The organism is Psychromarinibacter halotolerans (assembly GCF_029168315.1).
GTDB classification, from domain to species: Bacteria; Pseudomonadota; Alphaproteobacteria; order Rhodobacterales; family Rhodobacteraceae; genus Psychromarinibacter; species Psychromarinibacter halotolerans.
In genome coordinates, this window is sequence record NZ_JARGYD010000003.1 from 95,435 (window position 1) to 119,531 (window position 24,097).

A 24,097-nucleotide genomic window follows, 5' to 3' on the forward strand; every position below is an offset into this window, starting at 1 on the left:
GCCGAACGAACGACGGCCCAGGATCACGACGGCCCGAGTATAATGTCGGCCCTCACCCCCCCGCCCACATCCGCCCGCGCTGGCGGACGTCGGTGACGTCCCTCGCCTATCGCCAGATCCCGAAGCGCGTGCGCACATGATCCACGGCCCGCCGGTTCGCTTCGTCCCGGCGAACACCCCCGACCTCGGTCCGGCACAGCGGGTCTTCGACCTCGGCCTCGGTGTCGGTGGGGTCGCGATACCCGCCCTGCACCCAGATCGGCACGCCCGTCTTCGCCACGCAGGCCGACAGCCAGACATCGTCCACGGCCCAAGCCGCATCGGGGACGTCGAACACCTCGGGGCCGAAGAAACCCGGCCGCACCAGCACGCCCCCGCGCCCCTCGAACACGTCGGCATACCCCGACCGTTTCACCACGCGGCGGCCCGGCGCGGGCAGGTCACGGCCCTTGGTCAGATCCTGCCACAGATAGCGCACCTGAAACTCGGCATCGGTGATCCGCCAGCGCCGCTGCATCCGGGGCTGAAGCGGGCGGGACGCCTGCGCGTCTTCGTCCACCTGCATTCCCAGCATCGCGATGGCCGTATCGGGCCGTGCATCGGACAGCCGCAGAAACCGCGACGCCCAGTCGGGCGCATAATATTGATCGTCGTCACAGAACAGGATGCGCGTGTCGGCGTCCCGCCATGCCGCCAGCGCACCCAGCAGCTTGGTCGCGGGGCCCCAATCCTCGGCCGTCCGCCGGATCGTCACGCCCTCGGGCACGTCGGGAAGAGTCCCGTCCCAGTCGGGGAAGCGGCGGTACGCATGCGGGATCTGCAGTTCGACCCGATCGGCCCCCTGCACCACCAAGGACCGCAGCGTCGCACCGATCTTGCCGAAGCGAGGCGGGACAGAGGAAAGCGAGACGACCAGCATCGGATCAGGGCCAGATCCCATAGGTGTCGCGCAGGTAGGCGATGCACCGTTTGTTGGCCTCGTCGCGGTCGGCGCCTTCGATCTCGGCCATGTACAGCGCGTCCGAGATACCCGCAGGCGTGTGCTGCGTGTCGTGCTGACCGGCGATGATCCAGATCGGCACATTCATGCGGGCCAGATGACCGGACAGCCAGACGTCGTCCACGGTCCAGACCACCGGCGGAATGTCGAACGCTTCGTCGTCGAAGAACTCGGGACGCACCATCGCGCCCGCGAAGCCTTCGAAACAGTCGACATAGCCGGATTGCCGGAACAGCCGGCGGGTCGGTTCGCGCAGGTATTTCCGTTCGACCGGCGGGAACAGGAATTCCCACGCCATCTTCAGCTGGAACCCCCAGTCCATGCCCCGGCTGCGGCGTTTGGCACGCGGCTGGATGCGGTTCTTCATCTGAGACTGGCCGTACCGGTCGGCCTCGAACCCGGCGATCGCCAGACAACAGTCGGGGTGATCGCGGCGCGCGTCGATGTAGGTCTGCGCCCAATGCGGTTTGTAGCGCCGGTCGTCATCGCACAGGATGATGTCCACGTCCTGCCCGCGATGGGCCTGCGCGGCGAACAGAACCTTGGTCGCGGGGCCAAGGTCTTCTTCCACCCGCACGATCTCGACGCCCTTCGGGACGTCGGGCAAGACCCCGTCCCAATCGGGAAAACGGCGATACTTCCAAGGAATATGCAGCTGGATCGCGTCGATCTGCGCGTCCTGACGCAACAGGCAGGTCAGCGTCGGTTCTAGTTTGTCGAACCGGCTGGGGATCGAGGACAGCGAAATGATGGTCACGGGCGATCCCTTAAATGCAAGATGCAGGCGCCCCCGTGCACGACAGGCCGGCCCTTGACCGCGCCCCCGCGCCTCGGGCTGCTGCGGCTTTTGGTTGTCATTGGCCCGGTCCGCGATGTCAAGCCGACCTGTCTTGCCAAGCGGAAACGGACTTTTATGTCGCGAGTCGCTGTCCTATAAGGCGCCAGCACCGCGCATGTCACTCACCTGCGCGGTCATGGGATTCCGAGGCGAGTAAAATGGCGAAACCGACGAACGATGATGATGTGGCCTTTGTTCAGGCAATGGCCGAAATCCTGCGCAGCAACGACCTTGCGGAACTTGAGGTCGAGCGCGGAACCAAGGACACCGGCAAGCTGACCCTGCGCCTGAGCCGCGTAGCGCGCACGGCGCCGGCGCCGATGGTGCAGCAGGCCAGCGCCGCGCCCGCCGCGGCCCCTGCCCCGGCGGCCTCCGCCCCCGAGGCGTCGGACGCCCCCGCACCCAGCGGCGATCCGGCCAGCCTGCCCGGCGCGGTCACCTCGCCGATGGTGGGCACCGCCTATCTGTCGCCCGAACCCGGCGCCGCAGCCTTCGTGAAGGTCGGTGACACCGTGTCCGAAGGCCAGACGCTTCTGATCGTCGAGGCAATGAAGACGATGAACCAGATCCCGTCGCCGAAGTCCGGCACGGTCAAGCGTATCCTCGTCGAGGACGCGTCGCCCGTCGAATACGGCGCCCCCCTGATGGTCATCGAGTAGTTATGTTCGACAAGATCCTGATCGCCAACCGGGGCGAGATCGCCCTGCGCGTCGTCCGCGCCTGCCGCGAGATGGGGATTGCCAGCGTCGCGGTGCATTCGACCGCCGACAGCGATGCCATGCACGTGCGCATGGCGGACGAGGCGATCTGCATCGGCCCGCCTTCGGCATCGCAATCCTACCTGTCGATCCCGTCGATCATCGCCGCGTGCGAGATTTCGGGCGCGCAGGCCATCCACCCCGGCTATGGCTTCCTGTCCGAGAACGCGGCCTTCGTGCAGATCGTCGAGGACCACGAGATCACGTTCATCGGCCCTTCGGCGGAACACATCCGCCTGATGGGCGACAAGATCACCGCCAAGGACACGATGCGGAAGCTGGGCGTGCCCTGCGTCCCCGGGTCCGACGGCGGCGTGGCGGACGTCGATGCGGCGAAGGCCATCGGTACCGAGTTCGGCTATCCGGTGATCGTCAAGGCCACCGCCGGCGGCGGCGGGCGCGGCATGAAGCTGGCGCGGTCCGAGGCCGAGATGGAAACCGCGTTCCGCACCGCGCGGTCCGAGGCGAAAGCCGCTTTCGGCAACGACGAGGTGTATATCGAGAAATACCTCGGCAACCCGCGCCATATCGAGATTCAGGTCTTCGGGGACGGCAAGGGCAATGCGGTGCATCTGGGCGAACGGGACTGTTCGCTGCAGCGGCGCCACCAGAAGGTGTTCGAAGAGGCCCCCGGCCCCGCGATCGACGCCGAGACCCGCGCCCGCATCGGCAAGGTCTGTGCCGACGCCGTGGCCGAGATCGGCTATTCCGGCGCGGGGACGATCGAGTTCCTGTACGAAGACGGCGAGTTCTATTTCATCGAGATGAACACCCGCCTTCAGGTGGAACACCCGGTCACCGAGGCGGTGTTCGGCGTGGACCTAGTCCGCGAACAGATCCGGGTGGCCGCAGGCCAGCCGCTGTCCTTCTCGCAGGACGACCTGCAGGTGAACGGCCACGCCATCGAGGTGCGGATCAACGCCGAGAAGCTGCCGAACTTCGCCCCCTCGCCGGGGCGCATCACGCAGTACCACGCCCCCGGCGGGCTGGGTGTGCGGATGGATTCGGGCCTTTATGACGGCTATTCGATCCCGCCCTACTACGACAGCCTGATCGGCAAGCTGATCGTGCACGCACAGGACCGGCCCGCCGCGCTGGCACGGCTGCATCGGGCGCTGGGCGAATTGATCGTGGACGGTGTCGACACCACGGTGCCGCTGTTCCACGCACTGCTGGAAGATCCGGCGGTGCAGACGGGCGACTATTCCATCCACTGGCTGGAAAAGTGGCTGGCCGAGAACCTGGGCTGAGGGTTTCGCCGCGCTGACGCGCGGCGACCCGCGGGGGGCGCCGCCCCCGCACCCCCGAGGTATTTCCAAAGAGAAGAAACAGGCGTCGCGGCAGGACTGGACTTGGGGTCCGCGAGCGCTCATTTTCTGCCCATGCACCCGCAAACGCCCACGATCACACCGGAAACCCTGCTGCGCGCCTATGGCGCCGGAATTTTTCCGATGGCCGAGACGGCGGAGTCGGACGAGATCTTCTGGGTCGATCCCCGTCGGCGCGGGGTGTTTCCGCTGGACGGGTTCCATGTTTCGCGGTCGCTGGCGCGGGCGATCCGCCGCTGCGACTACGAGGTGTCGCTGGATCGCGATTTCGAAGGCGTCGTGCGCGCCTGCGCGGACCGGGACGAGACCTGGATCAACGGGACGATCTTTTCGCTGTACATGGCGCTGTTCAAACGCGGCAACGCCCATTCCATCGAGGTGTGGCGCGACGGTGTGCTGATCGGCGGGGTCTATGGCGTGACGCTGGGCGGGGCATTCTTTGGGGAAAGCATGTTCTCGCGCGCGACGGGCGGGTCGAAGATCGCGCTGGCCTACCTTGTGGCGCACCTGTCGCGGTGTGGCTTCGTGCTGTTCGACACGCAGTTCCTGACGCCGCACCTTGCGTCGCTGGGTGCGGTCGAGATCAGCCGACGCGTCTATCACCAACGCTTGCAGGCGGCGTTGGAGACGCAGGCGGATTTCGGCAAGTTCGCGTCAGCGCCGCGCGCTCAGGACATATTGCAGCGCAGGACCCACACGTCATAGCGGGGATGGTCCAGCGCGTTGAGCGCGGGGGAGGACGCGACCATCCAGCCTTCGAACACCGGCACTTCCTCTCCGGCCTCGCGGATCACGAGATAGGCGAAGGCGTCGCCGGACGGGTTGTCCTCGGGATAGCGGCAGCCCCCCAGCGTGACCTGCAGCTTGCCAAGACCCTGCGTATCGCCATTGGCCATGTCGATATCGACGACCTGGTTGGCGGTGCGGTCCAGAACCCGCACAACGCCGCCCGAGGCGCTGACCGCGCGCACCGGGGGCGCCACGGGTTCGACATCGTCGGGGATGAATTCAAGGTCGAGGTCCGGTTCCAGCAGCGAACCGTCGTCCATCCGTTCCAGCACCGTGCCGTCCTGAAGGCGCTGTCCCGGTGGGATCAGGGTGCCGTCCTGTTCCGGCGGAACGATGAGAACGCCGTTGTCCTGCTGCGCCGCGGCCGACACGGCCGTCAGCGCAAGCCCGGCGGCCAGCGCAAGCGTGCGGATCATTCGGCGGCCCCGCCCGCGTTGTCGCCGCCACCTCCGACGAATTTCAGCAGCAGGCTGATCAGGCTGACCGAGCTTTGCGTATCGTAAATCTCGTCCCCGGGTTCGTATTCTTCGAGCATACCGCCCGGCACGATTTCGAGGAAGTTCCCGCCCAGCAGTCCTTCGGAGCTGATCGCCACGGCGGTGTCCTGCGGCAGGCGGATGCTGTCGTCTACGGTAAAGACGGTTTCGGCGCGGAATGTGGTCGGATCAAGCTGCAGCCCGGTCACCGTGCCGACCTTTACGCCGGCCATGCGCACGTCGGTGCCGACCGACACGCCTTCGACGGACCGGAACGAGGCGTTGTATTCCGCCAGCGCACCGCCGCCGCCCGTCACGCCCGAAACCTGCCCCGCGTAGAAGAGGAAGGCCGCGGCAACGGCCAGCACAGCCCCTCCGACGATGACTTCGGTTGCGCGTTCAGCCATCGATCACTCCGGCTGCCACGCCTCGTAGTCGGACCGCTCCACCGGGTCGGGCCTGCGGATCGAACCCGGGGGGGCGTAGGCCAGCATCGTGCCGGTCAGATTTTCCTGATGCGGCTTTTCCCACGACTTATGCTTAAGCGGCGCCTTGGTCGGCGGCGCGTCATAGGTATGGTGCAGCCATCCGTGCCACTCGGCCCCGACGCGGCTTGCCTCGGCTTCGCCATTGTAGATGACCCAGCGGCGTTTGCCGTCCTTGGACTGGTAGAAGACGTTGCCTTCCGCGTCCTCGCCAACCCTGGTGCCGTTGCGCCAGGTCCAGAACTGGGTATTCAGCGTCTGGCCGTTCCACCAGGTCGCGGCCCGCAGCAGCGTGTTCAGAATGCCCATCGGCACCTCCGGAAATTGCTGGCCCCGGTATGACCCATGCGCGCGCGGAGGTCCAGTGACAAGGCCGCGCGGCACGGCGTGGACCGGGCCCCTGCTATCAGGAAAAGGTGAACCGGGCCTTGCGCCGGATGCGCCGCCAAAGCTGCCGGGATTGTGCGCGGGGATGACCCGTCGCAGTCCGGCGGCCCGGGGGACAGCCCGGTTGTGAGCTGCCGCAGACGTGCAAGCGGATGGCTCAGGCGTCTGGCGGCGCAAGGACCATCAGTTCAATCTCGATCTTCATGGAAGGATCGAGCAAACCCGAAACAATCATGGTCGCGACCGGCGGATTGTCGCCGAATCTTTCGCGCAGAAGCGGCCAGCACGGTTCGAAGTCGTCCGGATTCGGCAGAATGTACCGGACCCGGACCGCGTCTTCGAATCTTGCGCCGACCTCTGCCAGAGCCGAACCGATCCGGTCCAGCGCGTTGCGGCATTGGGCGACGACATCGTCCGGCATGTCCCCGGTTTCAAGGTCCGCGCCGGTGGTGCCCGCAACATGCACAAAGCCGCCCGCGAGGACGGCTCTGCAGTATCCGATTCGTGCCTCGTAAGGCGTGCCGGAAAAGACGCGCTTCACGGGGCTCAACCCGCGTTCGCGCCTTCCTTCTTGGTCTCGGCGTAGATCATCAGCGGTGCACTGTCCGAAGCGGTCACCGCCTCTTCGTTGACGACCACTTCCTCGACCGAGTCCATGCCGGGAAGATCGAACATGGTGTTCAGCAGGATGTCTTCCATGATCGACCGCAGGCCCCGCGCGCCGGTCTTGCGTTCGATCGCACGCTTGGCGATCGCGGCAAGCGCGTCGTCGGTGAAGGTCAGCGCGACATCCTCAAGCTCGAACAGGCGCTGGTACTGTTTGACCAAAGCGTTCTTCGGCTCTGTCAGGATGGTGACAAGCGCCTCTTCGTCGAGATCCTGCAGCGTCGCGATGACGGGCAGACGACCGACGAATTCCGGGATCAGGCCGAACTTCAGAAGGTCTTCCGGCTCCAACTCGGTGAACATGTCACCGATGGTGCGGGATTCCTCGTCCTTCACGTCGGCCCCGAAGCCCATCGCCGAGCCGCGACCGCGCTGGCTGATGATTTTCTCCAGCCCGGCAAAGGCGCCACCACAGATAAACAGGATGTTCGTCGTGTCCACTTGCAGGAATTCCTGCTGCGGATGCTTGCGCCCGCCCTGCGGCGGAACGGAAGCGACGGTGCCTTCCATGATCTTCAGAAGCGCCTGCTGCACCCCCTCGCCCGACACGTCGCGGGTGATCGAGGGGTTGTCGGACTTGCGGGTGATCTTGTCGACCTCGTCGATGTACACGATGCCGCGCTGCGCACGTTCAACGTTGTATTCCGACGCCTGAAGCAACTTCAGGATGATGTTCTCGACATCCTCGCCCACGTAACCGGCTTCGGTCAGCGTGGTCGCGTCCGCCATAGTAAACGGAACATCCAGAATCCGTGCCAGCGTCTGCGCCAGCAGGGTCTTGCCGCAGCCCGTGGGGCCGATCAGCAGGATGTTCGACTTCGCCAGTTCGATGTCGGATTTGCCCGCGTGGTTCAGCCGCTTGTAGTGGTTGTGAACCGCCACCGACAGCACCCGCTTCGCGTGGAACTGGCCGATCACGTAATCGTCCAGAACCTCGCAGATCTCTTTCGGCGTCGGCACACCGTCCGACGACTTCAGACCAGAGGATTTCGTCTCCTCCCGGATGATGTCCATGCACAGCTCGACGCACTCGTCGCAGATGAACACCGTGGGCCCTGCGATCAGCTTGCGCACCTCGTGCTGGCTCTTTCCGCAGAAGGAGCAGTAGAGGGTGTTCTTGCTGTCGCCCGATGAATTGTTCGCCATTATCTCAAACCTCTGAGCCCGATAGCCCCGCGGCCGGTTGGCCGCGCCGAACCTCAATGTACCTGCTTGCCCTAAAGCCTAGGACAGACCCCAAAGGGGTACAACGCAAAACTTGTCACGCGCAGGTCACGAATTCCGTGCTCATTTTTCTCCTTCGGGCTGGACGCGGCTTTCGACGATCTCGTCGAGATGGCCCCATTCCAGTGCTTCCTGCGGCGACATGAAGTTGTCGCGTTCCAGCGCCGCCTCGACCGCCTCGACCGGTTGGCCGGAGTGCTTCGAGTAGATTTCGTTCAGGCGCTGCTTCAGTTTCTGCGTCTCGTTGGCGTGGATCATGATGTCCGTCGCCTGACCCTGGTACCCGCCGGACGGCTGGTGAACCATGATCCGCGCGTTGGGCAGCGCGAACCGCATCCCGGCGGCGCCGGAACAGGCCAGCAGCGAACCCATCGAGGCTGCCTGCCCCACAATCAGCGTCGACACCGGCGGGCGGACGTACTGCATCGTGTCGTAGATCGACAGGCCCGAGGTGACGACGCCGCCCGGGCTGTTGATGTACATCGAGATTTCCTTTTTCGGGTTCTCGGATTCCAGGAACAGCAGCTGCGCCACGATCAGCGACGCCATGCCGTCATGGACCGGCCCGTTAAGGAAGATGATCCGCTCCTTCAGGAGGCGCGAGAAGATGTCATACGCACGCTCGCCACGGCTGGTCTGTTCGACCACCATCGGGACGAGGTTGCTGGTAAAATCGTTGAACTGGTCGATCGGGTCTCTCATCGTGCCTGCCTTTTCCCTGCACCGGTCTACCCGGTGATGCGTCAACAGAGTCTTATTCACGCCTGCGGAGGCCTGCAAGGGCACCCCGGGCGGGTTGGTAACCGAATCTAGGCTAACATGCGCTTGACACAAGTGTAAGTCTGCACTTACGGTAAGTCATGCCTTACGAAGTCGCCCTTTCCGCACTGGCCGATCCGACCCGGCGCCACCTTGTCGAGCGGCTGCGCGACGGCCCGCTTGCGGTCAGCGCCCTGGCCCGTGACCTTCCGATCAGCCGGCCCGCCGTGTCGCAGCACCTGAAGGTTCTGTCCGATGCCGGGTTGCTGCTGGTGGAACCGGCGGGCACGCGCCGCCTGTACCGGCTGGCGCCCGAAGGGCTGAACGACCTGCGCGCGTGGCTCGACCGGCTGTGGGGTGACGCGCTGGACAGCTTCGCCGCCCGCGCCAAAGAGATCGCCCGCGACCTTGCCGACGACGCTGACCTCGACGTTGGCCCCAGCGTTGGCCCCGACACCGTTCGAAAGGAGCCCCCCAGATGACCGCCTCTGCCAAGACAGCCCCGACCCCGCTTGCCCCCATCGTCAAGACGGTCACCGTCCCGCTGGACCCGAAGCGCGCGTTCCGGCTGTTCACCGAAGAAATGTCCGACTGGTGGCCGCTGGACAGCCACTCGCTGTCGGCACAGGACGGCACACCGGCCCGCAGCGTGACGGTGACGCCCACCAAGGGCGGTCCGGTCTTCGAGACAAAGCCGGATGGCACCACCGCGCCGTGGGGCCGCGTCACCGAATGGAGCCCGGGCAAACGGTTCGCCATGTCATGGCACGTCGGCCAGCCCGAGCAGAACGCAAGCCACGTCAGCGTCAGCTTCGACGTGGTCGCCGACGGCACGAAGGTGACCCTTGTGCACGACAACTGGGACGCCCACGGGGAAACAGCCGCAGAACGCCACGCCGGGTATGTCACGGGCTGGCAAATGGTGCTTGCCGCCCGGTACGGCGCGGCGGCCGGGATGCTTGTGACGGTCTGACCGGTATCGGGGCGCCCCCTGCCCCCAAGCCCCCTGCCCCAAGCCCCCTGTCGTTCCGACTTGTCCCGTGACGTCCCGTTCTGGCAGGCCACGGGCCTGTCCACATCTTGTCATCGACACCGCCGCATGCGACTTTCGCTGCCGACAACAGCGCGAACGGAGGAGCCGCGGTGAAACAGTCCACCATCCGCGAAGTCGGCCGTGACGACACGGACGCGCACCTGCCGCAGGTCCACGAAGCCCGCAACCCGGGCATGGCGCTGGACCTCGACTGGGTGATGTCGGCCCGTGCCAACACTTCCGCCATCGAGCGCCGCGCCGCGACCCTCCCGGGACGCCGCTCGGTCAAGAAGGACTATCAGGCGGCGTGGCTGCTGAAAGCCATCACGCTTATCGACCTGACCACGCTGGCCGGCGACGACACGGCAGGCCGCGTCCGGCGCCTGTGCGCCAAGGCCCGTCAGCCCGTGCGTCAGGACCTGCTGGACGCGATGGGCATGGGGCCGATCCACACCGGCGCCGTCTGCGTGTATCACGACATGGTGCCCACCGCCGTGGCGGCTTTGGACGGCACCGGCATCCCGGTCGCCGCCGTGTCCACCGGCTTTCCGGCGGGCCTGTCGCCCCTGCCGCTGCGCCTTGCCGAGATCGGCGAAAGCGTGAAGGCGGGCGCCCGCGAGATCGACATCGTGATTTCGCGCCGCCATGTCCTGACCGGCAACTGGCAGGCGCTGTACGACGAGATGAAGGCGATGCGCGAAGCCTGCGGCGACGCCCACGTGAAGGCGATCCTTGCCACCGGCGAACTGGGGTCGCTGCGCAACGTGGCCCGCGCCTCGCTGGTCTGCATGATGGCGGGGGCGGATTTCATCAAGACCTCGACCGGCAAGGAAAGCGTCAACGCCACCCTGCCGGTGTCGCTGGTGATGATCCGCGCGCTGCGGGATTACTTCGACGAGACCGGTTATCGCATCGGCTACAAGCCCGCGGGCGGGATCTCCAAAGCGAAGGACGCGCTGACCTATCTGGCGCTGATCAAGGACGAATTGGGCAACCGCTGGCTTCAGCCCGACCTGTTCCGCTTCGGCGCCTCGTCGCTGCTGGGCGACATCGAACGGCAGCTGGAACACCACGTCACCGGCCGCTACTCGGCCAGCTATCGCCACGCGATGGCATGATGGGCCCGGTGCCCGAAAACCTGAACAAGGGCGGCGCCCGACCCGGGGTGGGCGCGAAAGCGCCCGCCCATGAGGCGGGTCGGGCGCTGCCCGGCGGTGCCCGCCGGGCGGACCGGACCTCAGAGGCGAGGGATTGAACTGATGAACGTACCCGAGATCTTCGACAGCATGGACTACGGCCCCGCCCCCGAAAGCGCCGCCGAGGCGCTGGCGTGGCTGGTCGACGGCGGTGACCGGTTCGGCCATTTCATCGACGGCGCGATGACCGACGCGGGCGACGGTTTCCCGTCGAAGAACCCCGCGACCGGAGAGGTGCTTGCCACGATCACCCAAGCCACGCAGGGCGACGTCGATGCCGCCGTCGCGGCCGCCCGGAAGGCACAGCCCAAATGGGCAAAGCTGCCGGGGCACGCACGGGCAAAATACCTATATGCCCTAGCCCGTCTGGTGCAGAAACACTCCCGCCTTCTGGCGGTGCTGGAGACGCTCGACAACGGCAAGCCGATCCGTGAAAGCCGCGACATCGACGTGCCGCTCGTCGCGCGCCATTTCTACTATCACGCGGGCATGGCCCAGCTGATGGAGGCCGAGCTGCCCGACCGCGAGGCGCTTGGCGTCTGCGGCCAGATCATCCCGTGGAACTTCCCGCTGCTGATGCTGGCATGGAAAGTCGCGCCCGCCATCGCGATGGGCAACACGGTGGTGCTGAAACCGGCGGAATACACCTCGCTGACCGCGCTGCTGTTCGCCGACCTGTGCCGCGAGGCGGGGCTGCCCAAGGGCGTGGTCAACATCGTCACCGGCGACGGCGCGGTGGGCGAGATGATCGTCGGCCACGACGACATCGACAAGATCGCCTTCACCGGCTCGACCGAGGTGGGCCGCGCCATCCGCAAGGCAACCGCCGGGTCGGGCAAGGCGCTGACGCTCGAACTGGGCGGCAAGTCGCCCTACATCGTGTTCGACGACGCGGACATGGACAGCGCCATCGAAGGGCTGGTGGACGCCATCTGGTTCAACGGCGGACAGGTCTGCTGCGCGGGTTCGCGCCTGCTGGTGCAGGAAGGCATCGCCGACCGCTTCCACGACAAGCTGAAACGCCGGATGGACGGGCTGCGGCTGGGCGACCCGCTGGACAAATGCATCGACGTCGGCGCGATCGTCGACCCGGCGCAGCTGGACCGGATCACCGCGATGGTGAAGACCACGGCGGGCGACGTCCACCACGCCGCCTGCGCAATGCCTGCGGGCGGGTGCTTCTATCCGCCGACGCTGATCTCGGGGCTCGAGGCAGCCGACCCGCTGATGCAGGAAGAGATCTTCGGCCCGGTTCTGGTGTCGACCACCTTCCGCACCCCGGCCGAGGCGGTGCAACTGGCGAACAACACCCGCTACGGGCTGGCCGCGTCGGTCTGGTCCGAAAACGTGAACCTCGCGCTGGACGTGGCGCCCAAGCTGGTGGCCGGCGTGGTCTGGGTGAACGGCACCAACATGTTCGACGCGGCGGCGGGATTCGGCGGCGTGCGTGAAAGCGGCTTCGGGCGCGAGGGCGGCTGGGAAGGCCTTGCCGCCTACACCCGCCCGGCGACCGAAACCAAGGCGCTGAAACCGGTCACTGCGGTCGCCGCACCGAAAGACGCGAGCGTGGACGGGCTGGACCGCACCGCCAAACTGTACATCGGCGGCAAACAGGCGCGGCCCGACGGCGGCTATTCCCGCCCGGTCTGGTCGCCCAAGGGCAAACTGCTGGGTCACGCCCCCATCGGCAACCGCAAGGACCTGCGCAACGCGGTCGAGGCCGCGCGGGGCGCGGCGGGCTGGTCGAAATCCACCGGCCACCTGCGCGCGCAAATCCTGTACTACCTTGCCGAGAACCTTTCGGCCCGCGCCGACGAATTCGCCGGGCGGCTGCACGACATGACCGGCGCAGGGGCAAAGGCGGCGGACGCCGAGGTCGCGGCCTCGGTCTCGCGCCTGTTCTCCAGCGCCGCGTGGGCGGACAAGTACGACGGCGCCGCAAAAGGCGTGCCGCTGCGCGGCCTCGCCGTCGCCGTGAATGAACCGGTGGGGGTGATCGGCGCCTTCTGCGCCGACGACGCGCCGCTTCTGGGACTGGTGTCCGTGCTTGGGGCGGCGCTTGCGATGGGCAACCGACTGGTCGCCGTGGCATCCGAACCCTACCCGCTGGCCGCCACCGACTTCTACCAACTGCTCGAAACCTCCGACGTCCCCGCCGGCGTGGCCAACATCGTCACCGGCAGCCACCAGGAACTGGCCCCGCAACTGGCCGGCCATATGGACGTGGACGCGGTCTGGAGCTTCTCGTCCTCGGACATCTCCGGCGTGATCGAGCGCGAGGCGGCGGGCAACCTGAAACGCACGTGGGTCAACAACGGCCGCAACACGGACTGGAGCGCCGCCGAGGGCCGCACATGGCTGGCCGCGGCAACCGAGGTCAAGACGGTCTGGGTCCCCTACGGCGAATAGCCCCGGCATGTGACAGGGGGCTCTGCCCCCCGCGCGCTTTGCGCGCTCCCCCCGAGGTATTGGACAAGAGAAGAAGCACAGGCACGGCGCCCTTTCTTCTCTTTAAAAATACCTCGGGGAGCGCGAGGGGCTGGCCCCTCGCTTCGGCCCCGGCGTCACGTGATGCGGAAGACCTTGTCGCGCGATGTCTGGCCCCGCACGAGGTCCAGCCGCGATTTCGGGACGCCCAGCGCCTTTGCCAGCAGTTTCTGCACCGCCGCGTTGGCTTTGCCGCCTTCGGGCACCGTGGTCACGTAGACGCGGATCTGATCGGCGTCCTGCACGACGGCGTTGCGCGAGGCCTTCGGTGTCACGCGGACGGCGATCTCGGCGCCGGGGTCTGCAAGGTGCGACAGGTCGGTCATCGGGTTGGAACCTCCACCCCGCCGTTCTAGTGTCCCGCCGACGGAACCGACAGTACCGACTTGGGGGACGCGATGCGCCGCACGGGATTTTTCTGGGATGAAAGCTGTTTCTGGCATTCGGGCGGGAATTACGCCCTGACCTTCCCGGTGGGCGGGCTGGTGCAGCCGCTGGCGGCGGGCGGTCTGCCCGAAAGCCCCGAGACCAAGCGCCGCCTGAAAAACCTGCTGGATGTCACCGGCCTGATCCGCGACCTGCACCCGCAGTCCGCCGCGCCTGCCACGCGCGCCGATCTTGAACGGGTGCACCCCGCCGATTTCCTCGACCGGTTCAAGGACACCTCCGACGCGGGCGGCGGCGAGCTTGGCCTGCGCACGCCGTTCGGCAAGGGCGGCTACGAGATCGCGGCGCAATCCGCAGGTCTCGCCGTCGGCGCGTTGCAGGCGGTGCTGAAGGGAGAGCTGGACAACGCCTATGCCCTGTCGCGGCCGCCCGGGCATCACTGTCTGCCCGACTGGCCGAACGGGTTCTGCCTGCTGGCCAACATCGGTATCGCCATCGAGGCCGCGCGCGCCGCAGGTCTGGCCAAGAAAGTCGCCGTGGTCGACTGGGACGTGCACCACGGCAACGGGACCGAGGCGATTTTCCTGTCCGATCCCAACGTGCTGACGATCTCGATCCATCAGGAACACAATTACCCGCTGGATACCGGCGACATCGAAGACATCGGCGAGGGCGAAGGCAAGGGCGCGAACATGAACATCCCGCTGCCGCCCGGCGCGGGGCATCACACCTATCTCGAAGCGATGGAGCGGCTGATCCTTCCGAAGCTCGACGCGTTCGAGCCCGAGGTGATCATCGTGGCCTGCGGGTTCGACGCTTCGGCCTTCGACCCGCTGGCGCGGATGATGTGCACCTCGGACACCTTCCGCCAGATGACGCGCCTGCTGATGTCCGCCGCCGACCGGATGTGCGATGGCCGGGTTCTGATGGTGCACGAGGGCGGCTATTCCGAAGCGCATGTGCCGTTCTGCGGGCACGCCGTTCTGCAAGAGATGTCGGGCAGCGCCATCGATGCGCCCGACCCCTTGGCGAATGCGCTGGAGATCCGGCAGCCGAACGCGCGGATGCGGGCGCATTATTCGGATTACCTTACCGAACTTGTCGGCTACTTTGGCCTGACTTGACGACGGGCCCATCCGCCCCGACATCCCATCCGACAACGACGGAGACACTATGCCCGCCCCAAATCAGGCCGCCCTCGACTTTCTGCTGACGCGCCGGTCGCGCTCGGCCAAGACCCTGACCGGCCCGGTGCCGGACCGTGACGCGCTGCTGCCGCTGCTGACCGCCGCCGCCCGGACGCCCGACCACGGCAAGCTGGAGCCGTGGCGCTTCATCGTGCTGGAAAAGGCCGCGCTGACCCGACTGGCGGCGCTGGTGCCGCAGCATGGCGAAAAGCTGGGCCAGCCCGAGGACAAGATCGCGAAAAGCCAGGCGCAATTCGCCGATGCCGATCTGGCGGTCGCGGTGATCAGCAGCCCGAAGCCGTCCGAGAAGATCCCCGAGATCGAGCAGGTCTATTCCGCCGGGGCCGTCTGTCTTGCGCTGCTGAACGCCGCGCTTGCCGCGGGCTGGGGCGCGAACTGGCTGTCCGGCTGGCCGTCGCACGACCGGGGCTTCGTATCCGAAGGCCTTGGCCTGTTCGAGAACGAGACCGTGGCGGGCTTCATCCACATCGGCACCGAGACCAGCGCGCCGCCCGATCGTCCGCGCCCGGATCTGGACGCGATCACCACCTGGGTCTCCGCGTGATCCTGTCCGATTTCCTGAAGGCGGTGGGCCAGCTGGGCGACAGGCGGTTTCGCCGCGTGCTTTGGCTGGGCCTTGCGCTGACCGTGGCGCTGCTGTTCGGGTTCTACGCGGTGTTCCTGTACGGCATCCAGTGGGTCACCCCCGACACTGTGACGATCCCCTTCGTCGGAGAGGTCACCTGGGTCGACGACCTGCTGTCTTGGGGCTCGATCCTGCTGATGCTGCTGCTCAGCTTTTTCCTGATGGTGCCGGTCGCCTCGGCCTTCACGGGCCTGTTCCTTGAAGACGTGGCGCAGGCGGTCGAAGACCGGCATTATCCGGCGCTGCCCCCGGCGCGGAACATCCCGTGGACAGAGGCGCTGACCGACACGCTGAACTTCTTGGTTCTGCTGATCGTGGTGAACGTCGTGGCGTTCGTGGTGGCGCTGTTCTTCGCCCCTTTCGCGCCGTTCATCTTCTACGGCGTGAACGGCTTTCTGCTGGGGCGGGAATATTTTCAGGTCGCGGCGATGCGGCGCATCGGGCGGCAGGGCGCGCGCGCGGCGTTCCGCGCCAATGTCGGGCAGATCTGGCTGGCGGGCGGGCTGATGGCGGTACCGCTATCGGTGCCGTTGCTGAACCTGATCGTGCCGATCCTTGGCGCGGCGACGTTTACGCACCTCTTCCATCGGGTACAGGGCAGTTCCCGCGCCCGAACCAGTCCAGATCACAGATAGAGATGATCCCCGACAGGATGATCGCGGCGATGATCGCCCACAGCACGACAGAGACGATGGTGACGATCACGAACTTCCGCTTCAGGTGATGTTCCTCGGGAGAGCCGGGCATCGTGCCTGGCACGATCTCTCCGGTGTCGCCCTGGGTCTTCAGGCGGATGGGAAGCGCGATCAGCAAGGTCATGAACCAGATGACCGCGAAAAGTACGATTGCGGACGTGATGCCCATCAGACCTGCTCCAGTTCTATGAGGCTGCCGTTGAAATCCTTGGGATGCAGGAACAGCACCGGCTTGCCGTGCGCGCCGATCTTGGGTTCGCCATCGCCCAGCACCCGGGCGCCTGCGGCCTTCAGGTGATCGCGCGCGGCGATGATGTCGTCCACCTCGTAGCAGATGTGGTGGATGCCGCCGGACGGGTTCTTTTCAAGAAACCCACGGATCGGGCTGGCCTCTCCCAGCGGGTACAGAAGCTCGATCTTGGTGTTCGGAAGCTCGATGAACACCACCGTGACCCCGTGGTCCGGTTCGTCCTGCGGTGCGCCGACCTTGGCGCCTAGCGTATCGCGATACTGCGCCGACGCGGCCTTTAGGTCCGGCACGGCGATGGCGACGTGATTCAGGCGGCCGATCATGGTGGTCTCCTTCCCTGCAACGCCTCTGCAATGCCAAAGCCGGGCGGAAATTGCCAGCGCCGCAAGGTCGCATCCCTCGAAACCGAAAGCGGGTTCGGCCTTTGCGCGGGAAAGTCGCCTGTCCGCCGCGCCGTTCCCGGTATCGGCGTCTTTCTTAACCGTGGATTCATCTTTCCCGACCTAGGCTGAACGGGCCAGTTGAAAGGATAGACACATGCCTTCGACCCTCGCCTACCCCGCCTATATGCCCGCCGCCAGCGCGGATCGCCCCCTTGCCGGGCTGACCGTCCTGATGATCGAGGACAGCAGATTCGCCTCGGAAGCGGTGCGCCTTTTGTGCTTGAAAAGCGGCGCGCGCATCCGACGGGCCGACAGCCTGATGGCGGCGCAGCGGCACCTGACCGTCTATCTGCCCAGCGTCGTCATCGTCGACCTTGGCCTGCCGGACGGGTCCGGGCTGGACCTGATCCGAAACCTGTCTGCGGCGTCGCAGCGGATTCCGGTCATCCTTGCCACGTCGGGGGACGATTCCCTGTTGAAGGACGCCACCGATGCCGGGGCGGACGGGCTGCTGTCGAAGCCGATCGAAAGTCTGGCGGTATTCCAGAAGGCGGTGCTTGACCGGCTGCCCCCGGCCCAGCGCCTTGACGGCCCGCGCATCGTCCCCTCGGAGATCGTCGCGCCGGATCCCGTGGCCTATCACGACGACCTCGCCCATATCGCCGAGGTGCTGAACGGGTCCGAGGATGAACCGACGTTGGACTATGCCGCGCGCTTCCTTGCCGGGGTGGCCCGGTCGGCGCATGACGACGTGCTGGAACAGGCGGCGGAGCGGCTTGCACTTAGCCGGGAAACCGGACGAAGCTTTGGGCCGGATCTCGCCCGACTTGCCGGGCTGCTGCAGGAACGGCTGGAAAGCCGCGCGGTGATCTAGCGGCGAATGGACCGGTGCGGTCGCGGCGCTAACTTTGCGTCAACGCAAGTTAGCTGGAGCGACCCAATGCCGGACATCTACACCGCCATCAAGGAAGACCACGACAAACACCGCGAAATGATCGAGCGGATCAAGGCCACGCAGGGCGACAGCGCCGAGCGGCGTCAGGCGTGGTTCGAGTTCTATCACGAGGTCAAATCCCACGCCGCCGCCGAGGAAGAGACGTTCTATTCCAAGCTGATCTCGAAAACATGGGGTCAGGACGCGGCGCGCCATTCGGTGCACGAGCACAAAGAGCTCGACGACCTGATGGACGAACTGAACGAGATGGATATGTCCAGCCCCGGCTGGCTGAACAAGTTCCACACGCTGGAACATGATTACCTGCACCACATCGACGAGGAAGAAGACGAGGTCTTCGGCCGCGCCAAGCAAGAGATCGACGATGCCGAGATCGAGGATTTCGGTGCCCGCTTCCTTCGGCGGAAAACCAAGGAACGGGAACTGGTCGACCAGAAGCTGCAGGACCATCTGGAAGATTGATCGCAACAGACGGCCCCGGGGTGACCGGGGCCGCGACGCCCTTGCGGTCTGACCCTAGGCCGTGTCCCGAAGCAGCGGGTCGGACGCCACGCGCACCGGGGCGGTCAGGTCGGACAGGCTTTGCCGCTGGCGTCCGTCCGCGTCGAAGTTGTCCGGCGACAGCCATGTTTCGAACGCCGCCTTCAGCGCGGGCCATTCCTTGTCGATACAGGCAAACCACGCGGTGTCGCGATTCTTCCCCTTCACGACGGCCGCCTGCCGGAACACGCCCTCATAGCTGAACCCCAGCCGCTGCGCCGCCCGGCGCGAGCCCAAGTTCAGCGCGTTGCACTTCCATTCGTACCGCCGATATCCCGCCTCGAAGCACCAGCGCATCAGCAGGTACATCGCCTCGGTCGCGGCGCGGGTGCGCTGCAGACGCGGGGCGAAGTTGATGTGCCCGACCTCGATCGACCCGGCGGCGGGCGCAATCCGCATCAGGCTGGCCACCCCGCCCCAGTCGCCGTGTTCCTTGTCGAAGATGGCATGAAAGCGCGGATCGGGGCCGTCGGCGACGCTGTCCACCCAGTCGGCATAGCCGGATTCGGACGCGAAGGGGCCGTAGGGCATCCAATCCCAGATCGCGTCATCCGCGAGGTTGGCGGCGTGCAGCGACGGCGCATGGTCGCGCGACAAAAGCGCTAGCCGAACGTATCGCCCGTCGAAAGAGGTTTGGTCCGGCCAGCGCGGCGGCTGCCAGTTACCAAGGTTCTCTTCGCATTCCACAGATTGTTGCACCGCTTTCACCTTAATCGCGCCAGATTCGAACCGCAGCCTGCACTTAGGGGAAACGAAGACCAATAGGGGATGTCGAACACATGAAGGGTCAGACTGCTGTTGCCGCCCGCGTCGAATCGACGATGGACTGGACCATTTTCGCCATCGGCGTCCTTAGCCTTGGGATTGCCGTCGCGGCCACCGTTGCCGTGAAGGTGCACGACCGCTTCGCCGAGCGCCCGATCGAGATCACCGAGCAGGCCCCCACCATCGGCTGACCCGTCGCGCTAGACCGTTTCGTCCAGCGACACCCGTGCGCCCGCCGCAATCGTCGGCGGCGCCGCATTCAGCGCCTCTTTCGCAAAGCCCGCAGCGGCCTGATACGCCTTCATGAACGCCGCGCGTTCGTCGGGCGGGATCACGTCGTCGATGCTGTCGAATTCGCCGCCGCAGCGGTCGTCGACCATGTTCAACAGCCCGAACGGCCCCGCCCCGCGGTTGCGCAGGATCACTTCCGAGATCGGGCCGCACAGCTTCGCGTCGAAGGCCGCCAGCGCATCGGGGCGGACCCCGTGGTCCAGCAGGCAGGCCCCCAGCACACGCGCATCGATCACCGCTTGGCTCGCGCCGTTCGACCCCGTGGGATACATCGCGTGCGCCGCGTCGCCCATCAGCACGACGGGACCGTCCTGCCACGTCGACACGGGATCGCGGTCGATCATCGGGTTCTCATAGGCAACGTCGGCCCCGCGGATCAGCTGCGGGACGTTCAGCCAATCCCATTCCCAGCCGTCGAAATGATGGGCGAAATCGTCGATCTCGACCTGCCGGAACCAGCCGCTGTCGCGGGCGGCGGGGTCGTCATAGGTCACTTCGGCGATCCAGTTGACCTGCGCCAGCCCGGTGTCCGGGTCGGGGTGCGAGATCGGATAGATCACCATCCGCTGCCGGTGCGTGCCCAGCCCCACAAAGCTTGACCCCGTGCGGATCGGCTTTGCCTGCGTCGTGCCGCGCCACATCACCGCGCCGCCCCAGTGGATTGGCGGCTGGTCGGGGTGCATCTGCGCCCGCACCGCCGAATGGATGCCGTCCGAACCGACCAGCAGCGTGCCCGTCTGTTCCGTGGTGCTGCCGTCCGCCCGCTCGATCAGCGCGGTGACGCTGCCGTCGTCGTTCTTGCGATAGCCGGTCACCCGGTGCCCCAGCCGCACCGCGTCCGCGCCCGCACGGGCGACGAAGGTGTCGTGCAGCAGCATATGCAGTTTGCCCCGGTGCACCGCGTATTGCGGCCAGTCGTAACCGGCCAGCTCTCCGCGCGGTTCGGAATAGATGTCGTTGCCGTTCAGGCCGACCAGCGCCCATTCCTTCGCGGGCACCCCGACGCCGTCCAGAGCATCCGCGCCGATGCCAAGGTCGTACAGCTCGCGCACCGCGTTGGGCTGCAGATTGATCCCCACGCCCAGCGGCTTCAGATCGCGCACCGCCTCGAACACCACGCAAGGCACACCGATCTGCTGCAACGTCAGCGCGACCGACAGGCCGCCGATGCCGCCGCCCGCAATCATGACCAAGGGTTTCGTCATCCCGCATCCTTCCACCAAGGTCCGAAGGTCTTACCAAGCTTGGCCGGTGTTTCAATCTTAGAATCGCCACCGTCCCCGGCAGGCCCGCGCCTGCACCGCACAGGAATTGGGCATATGGCGTAAGATACATCGCCCACGCACGGAATCTCATGACATGGCGGGTCCGGCCCGCGATTGATGGCCGCCGAGTAGAAGCGGCGGACCGGGGCCTGACCCGATCCTGATCATTGCTCATCTGACCCACGCCACGGCCCCGAAACGGGCCGCAAGCAACCACAGATGAACCGAATGACCGACCTCGCCTTCCTGATCGTCAACATCCGGCACGGCCTGACCGGCGACGCGGCCGGCACCCGGCTTCCGCCGGCGATCCGGGTGCGCGACGGGCAGATCGCCGAGATGGGCACGCTGGACCCCGAGCCGGACGAGCGCGTGATCGACGCCACCGGCTGCGCGGTGACGCCGGGGCTGGTCAACACGCATCACCACCTGTTCCAGTCGATCCTGAAGGGGCTGGCGCTGAACGACGGGCTGGACGACTGGCTGCGCGAGGTGCCCTATACGTGGTGGCCGCTGCTGGACGAGACGGCGCTGCGGATTTCCGCGACCGTCGGGCTGGCGGAACTGGCGCTGACCGGCACCACCACGGTGGCCGATCATCACTATGTCTTCTCGGACCGCTACGACTATGACCCGGCCGAGGTGCTGTTCGACGCCGCCCGCTGCTTTGGCCTGCGGTTCATGCTGGCGCGCGGCGGCGGCACACGGGGGCGCGCGTTCGACGACCCGTCGATCCCGCCGTCGCCGGTCGAGCCGCTGGACAGGTTCCTGCAAGGGGTCGAGGCCGCCGCCGACCGCTGGCACGACCCGCAGCCCTTCGCGATGACCCGTGTCGCCGTCGCGCCGACGACGCCCACCTTCAACCTTGCCCCGGTGGAACTGGCAGAGGTGGCGCAGACCGCCCGCGCCAAAGGGTTGCGCCTGCATTCGCACCTGTCCGAGAACCGCGCCTATGCCCGGTTCACGATGGAGAAATATTCCAAGCGTCCGGTGGAATGGCTGGCCGAGCATGGATGGCTGGGGCGGGACGTGTGGTTCGCGCACCTTGTCGATTGCGACCCGACAGAGGTGTCTTTGCTGGCCGAAACCGGCACCGGCATGGCGCATTGCCCGCAGGCGAACGCCCGTCTGGGGTCCGGCATCGCGCCCGCCGACGAACTGCACGCCGAGGGCGGCGCGGTGTCGCTGGCCGTCGACGGCGCCGGTGCGAACGAGGCCGCCGACATGGGCGCTGCGATGTATTCGGCCTTTGCGCTGCACCGCGCCTCGAAGGGCGTCGCGTCGCTTCGGCCCGAGACGGTGCTGCACTGGGCGACCGAGGGCGGCGCGAAGGTGCTGGGCTGGAACGGCATCGGCAGGCTGGCGCCGGGCATGGCGGCCGACATCGCGATGTTCGACATCACGACGCCCCGCGCGCTTGGCCTGCACGACCCCGCGCTGGCCCCGGTGCTGACCGGCGGCGCGCCGGTGCGGCACAGCTTTGTCGGGGGCCGGCCGTTGGTTGTCGACGGCTGCATCCCGGGGCTGGAACTGGAAGACTTGGCCGAGAACGCCCTGCGCACGACCGAACGGATCTCGCGCAGAAAGCAGGAGGCGGCCGCCGCGCGGCCGGGCCGGGCATGACCCGCCCCGCTGCGCAGACGTCAGGCGGCGCCGGGAAGGGCCGCGGTGACCTCGATCTCGACCACGAACTCGGGGCGGGTGAAGCCGGACACGATCACAAGGGTCGAGGCGGGAAGATGCGTGACATCCCGCAGCCACGCATCCCGCGCGGCCATGTATCCCGCCATATGCGCGCGGTCGGTGACGTAGGCGTTGATCCGCATGACGTGTTCGCGGTCGGTCCCGCCCTCGGCGAGGATCGCGTCGATGTTGGCAAGGATCATCGTGGCCTGCGCCTCGGCGCCGTCGGGCACGGTGCCGTCGGGGGCCAGCGCAAGCTGGCCAGAGGTAACGACGACGCCCGCCCCGGCAACCCCGTGTGCATAGCGGGCGAACGGCGGGGCGATGGTCGCGGGGACAAGACTTTTCAGCATGGAACGGGCCTCCTGTTTCGCCTCTCTGTTGCCGCGCGCACGGGCGGGCGCAACAGGGAAAGCGCGACGACACGGGCTGGTTTCCGTATCGCCCATCTTTCGGGCGCGCACGCCCGCGAAACAGGCATCTGCCCGAAACGACGGCACGACACTATCGGCACCTTCTGTCCTTCGCCGCGGCAGAAGCCGATGCTTCACGACAAAAGACCCAACAAGGAGAGACCAATGAAACGCACCTACCTTCTGGCGTCCGCCGCGACGCTGCTGATCGCCGGCGCTGCCAATGCGCAGGACCTGACCGAAGTGTCCTTCGGCACCAACTGGCTGGCTCAGGCCGAGCACGGCGGTTTCTATCAGGCCGTGGCAGACGGCACCTATGAAGCTTGCGGTCTGGACGTCACCATCGTTCCCGGCGGCCCGCAGGTGAACAACCGCGCGCTGATGCTGGCCGGCCGGATCGACTATCACATGGGCGGCGACCTGCTTCAGGCGTTCAACGCCGTGAAAGAAGGCGTTCCGGTCGTGTCCGTCGCCGCGATCTTCCAGAAGCACCCGCAGGTGATCATCACCCACCCCGGCGCGGCTGACAGCTTCGAGGGCCTGAAAGACCTGACGCTGCTGATCGGCGACAACGGCTATCAGTCCTATTACCAGTGGATGATCGCGGAATACGGCTTCACCGCCGAACAGCGCGAGCCCTACACCTTCAACCCGGCGCCGTTCCTTGCCGACGACACGATGGGGATGCAGGGCTATCTGTCGTCCGAACCCTATCTGGTTGAAAAAGAAGGTGGCTTTGCGCCCGACATCTACCTGATCGCGGACGCGGGCTATTCCACCTACGCCACCACGATCGAGACGATGGCCGACACCATCGCCAACAAGCCCGAGGAAGTGACCTGCTTCGTCGAGGGCTCGATCAAGGGCTGGTACACCTACCTGTACGGCGACCACTCGGCCGCGGACGAGATGATCATGGCCGACAACCCCGAGATGACGCAGGACAAGATCGACTTCGCCATCGAGAAGATGCTGTCCGAAGGCATCGTGGATTCGGGCGAGGCCGAGGAAATGGGCATCGGCGTGATGACCGAGACCAAGGTCGAAGACTTCTACACCAAGATGGTCGACTCGGGCGTGATCGACGCCGATCTCGACTGGCAGGCCGCCTTCACCACCGAGTTCGTGGGCAACGGCGTCGGCATGGACATCAAGCAGTAAGACCAAACCACCGGGCGGGGCCGCCACAGGCCCCGCACCTTTCGCCGGCA

At 66.4% G+C, this 24,097-nt stretch carries 29 protein-coding genes; 15 read left to right on the plus strand and 14 right to left on the minus strand.

Going from position 1 to position 24,097, the window contains the following annotated elements; genetic code table 11:
- Nucleotides 1-106: 106 nt before the first annotated feature.
- Together P1K30_RS09010 and P1K30_RS09015 are read right to left on the minus strand one after the other, a co-directional pair.
- Entirely contained in the window at nucleotides 107-919 is an 813-nt protein-coding gene (locus P1K30_RS09010) for a glycosyltransferase family 2 protein (RefSeq protein WP_275632390.1), read from the minus strand.
- A 4-nt stretch (nucleotides 920-923) separates the two neighbouring features.
- Nucleotides 924-1,757 carry a glycosyltransferase family 2 protein gene (locus P1K30_RS09015; protein WP_275632391.1) on the minus strand — a complete coding sequence of 278 codons (834 nt, stop codon included), beginning with the start codon at nucleotides 1,755-1,757 and terminating at the stop codon, nucleotides 924-926.
- A 239-nt stretch (nucleotides 1,758-1,996) separates the two neighbouring features.
- On the opposite strand from P1K30_RS09015, the gene accB reads away from it, so the two are divergent.
- The 3 genes from accB (at nucleotide 1,997) to aat (ending at nucleotide 4,629) form a co-directional block, all read left to right on the plus strand.
- Complete coding sequence (gene accB, locus P1K30_RS09020; RefSeq protein ID WP_275632392.1) at nucleotides 1,997-2,497, plus strand: acetyl-CoA carboxylase biotin carboxyl carrier protein; 501 nt, start codon at nucleotides 1,997-1,999, stop codon at nucleotides 2,495-2,497.
- Between the two features lie 2 nt (nucleotides 2,498-2,499).
- The gene (gene accC, locus P1K30_RS09025; RefSeq protein WP_275632393.1) at nucleotides 2,500-3,846 is read left to right on the plus strand and encodes an acetyl-CoA carboxylase biotin carboxylase subunit; all 1,347 of its coding nucleotides are present in this window, start codon (nucleotides 2,500-2,502) and stop codon (nucleotides 3,844-3,846) included.
- Nucleotides 3,847-3,978: 132 nt separating this feature from the next.
- Nucleotides 3,979-4,629: a leucyl/phenylalanyl-tRNA--protein transferase gene (aat, locus tag P1K30_RS09030; protein ID WP_275632394.1), complete on the plus strand. Its 651-nt coding sequence runs from the start codon at nucleotides 3,979-3,981 to the stop codon at nucleotides 4,627-4,629.
- Here aat and P1K30_RS09035 read toward each other — a convergent pair.
- The 6 genes from P1K30_RS09035 to P1K30_RS09060 form a co-directional block, all read right to left on the minus strand.
- Nucleotides 4,593-5,129, minus strand: coding sequence for a DUF2155 domain-containing protein (locus tag P1K30_RS09035; protein WP_275632395.1), 537 nt, complete (start codon nucleotides 5,127-5,129; stop codon nucleotides 4,593-4,595). The two genes, aat and P1K30_RS09035, sit on opposite strands and share 37 nt — an antisense overlap.
- A complete protein-coding gene (gene mlaD, locus P1K30_RS09040) occupies nucleotides 5,126-5,596 on the minus strand; it encodes an outer membrane lipid asymmetry maintenance protein MlaD (protein ID WP_275632396.1) in 471 nt (156 codons plus the stop codon). Before mlaD ends, P1K30_RS09035 begins: the two co-directional genes overlap by 4 nt.
- 3 nt (nucleotides 5,597-5,599) lie before the next feature.
- Entirely contained in the window at nucleotides 5,600-5,983 is a 384-nt protein-coding gene (locus P1K30_RS09045) for an NADH:ubiquinone oxidoreductase subunit NDUFA12 (RefSeq protein WP_275632397.1), read from the minus strand.
- Nucleotides 5,984-6,218: 235 nt separating this feature from the next.
- Entirely contained in the window at nucleotides 6,219-6,611 is a 393-nt protein-coding gene (locus P1K30_RS09050; RefSeq protein ID WP_275632398.1) for a RidA family protein, read from the minus strand.
- Complete coding sequence (clpX, locus tag P1K30_RS09055; RefSeq protein WP_275632399.1) at nucleotides 6,608-7,873, minus strand: ATP-dependent Clp protease ATP-binding subunit ClpX; 1,266 nt, start codon at nucleotides 7,871-7,873, stop codon at nucleotides 6,608-6,610. Before clpX ends, P1K30_RS09050 begins: the two co-directional genes overlap by 4 nt.
- Before the next feature lie 141 nt (nucleotides 7,874-8,014).
- Nucleotides 8,015-8,653, minus strand: coding sequence for an ATP-dependent Clp protease proteolytic subunit (locus tag P1K30_RS09060; RefSeq protein ID WP_275632400.1), 639 nt, complete (start codon nucleotides 8,651-8,653; stop codon nucleotides 8,015-8,017).
- A 158-nt stretch (nucleotides 8,654-8,811) separates the two neighbouring features.
- Between P1K30_RS09060 and P1K30_RS09065 the strand changes: the two genes are divergently transcribed.
- The 4 genes from P1K30_RS09065 to P1K30_RS09080 all read left to right on the plus strand — a co-directional run bounded on the left by P1K30_RS09065 (nucleotide 8,812) and on the right by P1K30_RS09080 (nucleotide 13,348).
- The gene (locus P1K30_RS09065; protein WP_275632401.1) at nucleotides 8,812-9,192 is read left to right on the plus strand and encodes an ArsR/SmtB family transcription factor; all 381 of its coding nucleotides are present in this window, start codon (nucleotides 8,812-8,814) and stop codon (nucleotides 9,190-9,192) included.
- Nucleotides 9,189-9,683, plus strand: coding sequence for an SRPBCC domain-containing protein (locus P1K30_RS09070; RefSeq protein WP_275632402.1), 495 nt, complete (start codon nucleotides 9,189-9,191; stop codon nucleotides 9,681-9,683). The genes P1K30_RS09065 and P1K30_RS09070 overlap by 4 nt, the downstream gene beginning before the upstream one ends.
- A 185-nt stretch (nucleotides 9,684-9,868) precedes the next feature.
- The gene (deoC, locus tag P1K30_RS09075; RefSeq protein ID WP_275632801.1) at nucleotides 9,869-10,861 is read left to right on the plus strand and encodes a deoxyribose-phosphate aldolase; all 993 of its coding nucleotides are present in this window, start codon (nucleotides 9,869-9,871) and stop codon (nucleotides 10,859-10,861) included.
- Nucleotides 10,862-11,002: 141 nt separating this feature from the next.
- Nucleotides 11,003-13,348, plus strand: coding sequence for an aldehyde dehydrogenase family protein (locus P1K30_RS09080; protein WP_275632403.1), 2,346 nt, complete (start codon nucleotides 11,003-11,005; stop codon nucleotides 13,346-13,348).
- A gap of 155 nt (nucleotides 13,349-13,503) precedes the next feature.
- Here P1K30_RS09080 and P1K30_RS09085 read toward each other — a convergent pair whose 3' ends face one another.
- Complete coding sequence (locus P1K30_RS09085) at nucleotides 13,504-13,752, minus strand: DUF167 domain-containing protein (protein WP_275632404.1); 249 nt, start codon at nucleotides 13,750-13,752, stop codon at nucleotides 13,504-13,506.
- Nucleotides 13,753-13,824: 72 nt separating this feature from the next.
- On the opposite strand from P1K30_RS09085, the gene P1K30_RS09090 reads away from it, so the two are divergent.
- From P1K30_RS09090 to P1K30_RS09100, 3 genes are read left to right on the plus strand one after another with little or no spacing between them, the layout of a single operon-like run.
- Entirely contained in the window at nucleotides 13,825-14,937 is a 1,113-nt protein-coding gene (locus P1K30_RS09090; RefSeq protein ID WP_275632405.1) for a class II histone deacetylase, read from the plus strand.
- 49 nt (nucleotides 14,938-14,986) lie between these two features.
- The gene (locus P1K30_RS09095; RefSeq protein WP_275632406.1) at nucleotides 14,987-15,565 is read left to right on the plus strand and encodes a nitroreductase family protein; all 579 of its coding nucleotides are present in this window, start codon (nucleotides 14,987-14,989) and stop codon (nucleotides 15,563-15,565) included.
- Nucleotides 15,562-16,281, plus strand: coding sequence for an EI24 domain-containing protein (locus tag P1K30_RS09100; RefSeq protein WP_275632407.1), 720 nt, complete (start codon nucleotides 15,562-15,564; stop codon nucleotides 16,279-16,281). Before P1K30_RS09095 ends, P1K30_RS09100 begins: the two co-directional genes overlap by 4 nt.
- Here P1K30_RS09100 and P1K30_RS09105 read toward each other — a convergent pair.
- Nucleotides 16,217-16,510, minus strand: coding sequence for a DUF1467 family protein (locus tag P1K30_RS09105; RefSeq protein WP_275632408.1), 294 nt, complete (start codon nucleotides 16,508-16,510; stop codon nucleotides 16,217-16,219). The two genes, P1K30_RS09100 and P1K30_RS09105, sit on opposite strands and share 65 nt — an antisense overlap.
- Nucleotides 16,510-16,914, minus strand: a complete 405-nt coding sequence (mce, locus tag P1K30_RS09110; protein ID WP_275632409.1) for a methylmalonyl-CoA epimerase — start codon at nucleotides 16,912-16,914, stop codon at nucleotides 16,510-16,512. The genes P1K30_RS09105 and mce overlap by 1 nt, the downstream gene beginning before the upstream one ends.
- 214 nt (nucleotides 16,915-17,128) lie before the next feature.
- Here mce and P1K30_RS09115 point away from each other — a divergent pair, with 214 nt between their 5' ends.
- A complete protein-coding gene (locus P1K30_RS09115) occupies nucleotides 17,129-17,848 on the plus strand; it encodes a response regulator (protein WP_275632410.1) in 720 nt (239 codons plus the stop codon).
- 66 nt (nucleotides 17,849-17,914) lie between these two features.
- Entirely contained in the window at nucleotides 17,915-18,391 is a 477-nt protein-coding gene (locus P1K30_RS09120; protein ID WP_275632411.1) for a hemerythrin domain-containing protein, read from the plus strand.
- 54 nt (nucleotides 18,392-18,445) lie between these two features.
- On the opposite strand, the gene P1K30_RS09125 is transcribed toward P1K30_RS09120, so the two are convergent.
- The gene (locus P1K30_RS09125) at nucleotides 18,446-19,168 is read right to left on the minus strand and encodes a GNAT family N-acetyltransferase (RefSeq protein WP_275632412.1); all 723 of its coding nucleotides are present in this window, start codon (nucleotides 19,166-19,168) and stop codon (nucleotides 18,446-18,448) included.
- A gap of 80 nt (nucleotides 19,169-19,248) precedes the next feature.
- Between P1K30_RS09125 and P1K30_RS09130 the strand changes: the two genes are divergently transcribed.
- On the plus strand, nucleotides 19,249-19,425 hold the full coding sequence (locus P1K30_RS09130; RefSeq protein WP_275632413.1) for a hypothetical protein: 177 nt from the start codon (nucleotides 19,249-19,251) through the stop codon (nucleotides 19,423-19,425).
- Between the two features lie 9 nt (nucleotides 19,426-19,434).
- Here P1K30_RS09130 and P1K30_RS09135 read toward each other — a convergent pair whose 3' ends face one another.
- Entirely contained in the window at nucleotides 19,435-20,730 is a 1,296-nt protein-coding gene (locus P1K30_RS09135; protein WP_275632414.1) for a flavin-dependent oxidoreductase, read from the minus strand.
- Nucleotides 20,731-21,018: 288 nt separating this feature from the next.
- Here P1K30_RS09135 and P1K30_RS09140 point away from each other — a divergent pair, with 288 nt between their 5' ends.
- Complete coding sequence (locus tag P1K30_RS09140; protein ID WP_275632415.1) at nucleotides 21,019-22,413, plus strand: amidohydrolase family protein; 1,395 nt, start codon at nucleotides 21,019-21,021, stop codon at nucleotides 22,411-22,413.
- Between the two features lie 20 nt (nucleotides 22,414-22,433).
- Here the strand turns inward: P1K30_RS09140 and P1K30_RS09145 are convergent, their stop codons facing one another.
- Nucleotides 22,434-22,826: a RidA family protein gene (locus P1K30_RS09145; protein ID WP_275632416.1), complete on the minus strand. Its 393-nt coding sequence runs from the start codon at nucleotides 22,824-22,826 to the stop codon at nucleotides 22,434-22,436.
- 225 nt (nucleotides 22,827-23,051) lie between these two features.
- Here P1K30_RS09145 and P1K30_RS09150 point away from each other — a divergent pair, with 225 nt between their 5' ends.
- Entirely contained in the window at nucleotides 23,052-24,047 is a 996-nt protein-coding gene (locus P1K30_RS09150) for an ABC transporter substrate-binding protein (RefSeq protein WP_275632417.1), read from the plus strand.
- Nucleotides 24,048-24,097: the final 50 nt, after the last annotated feature.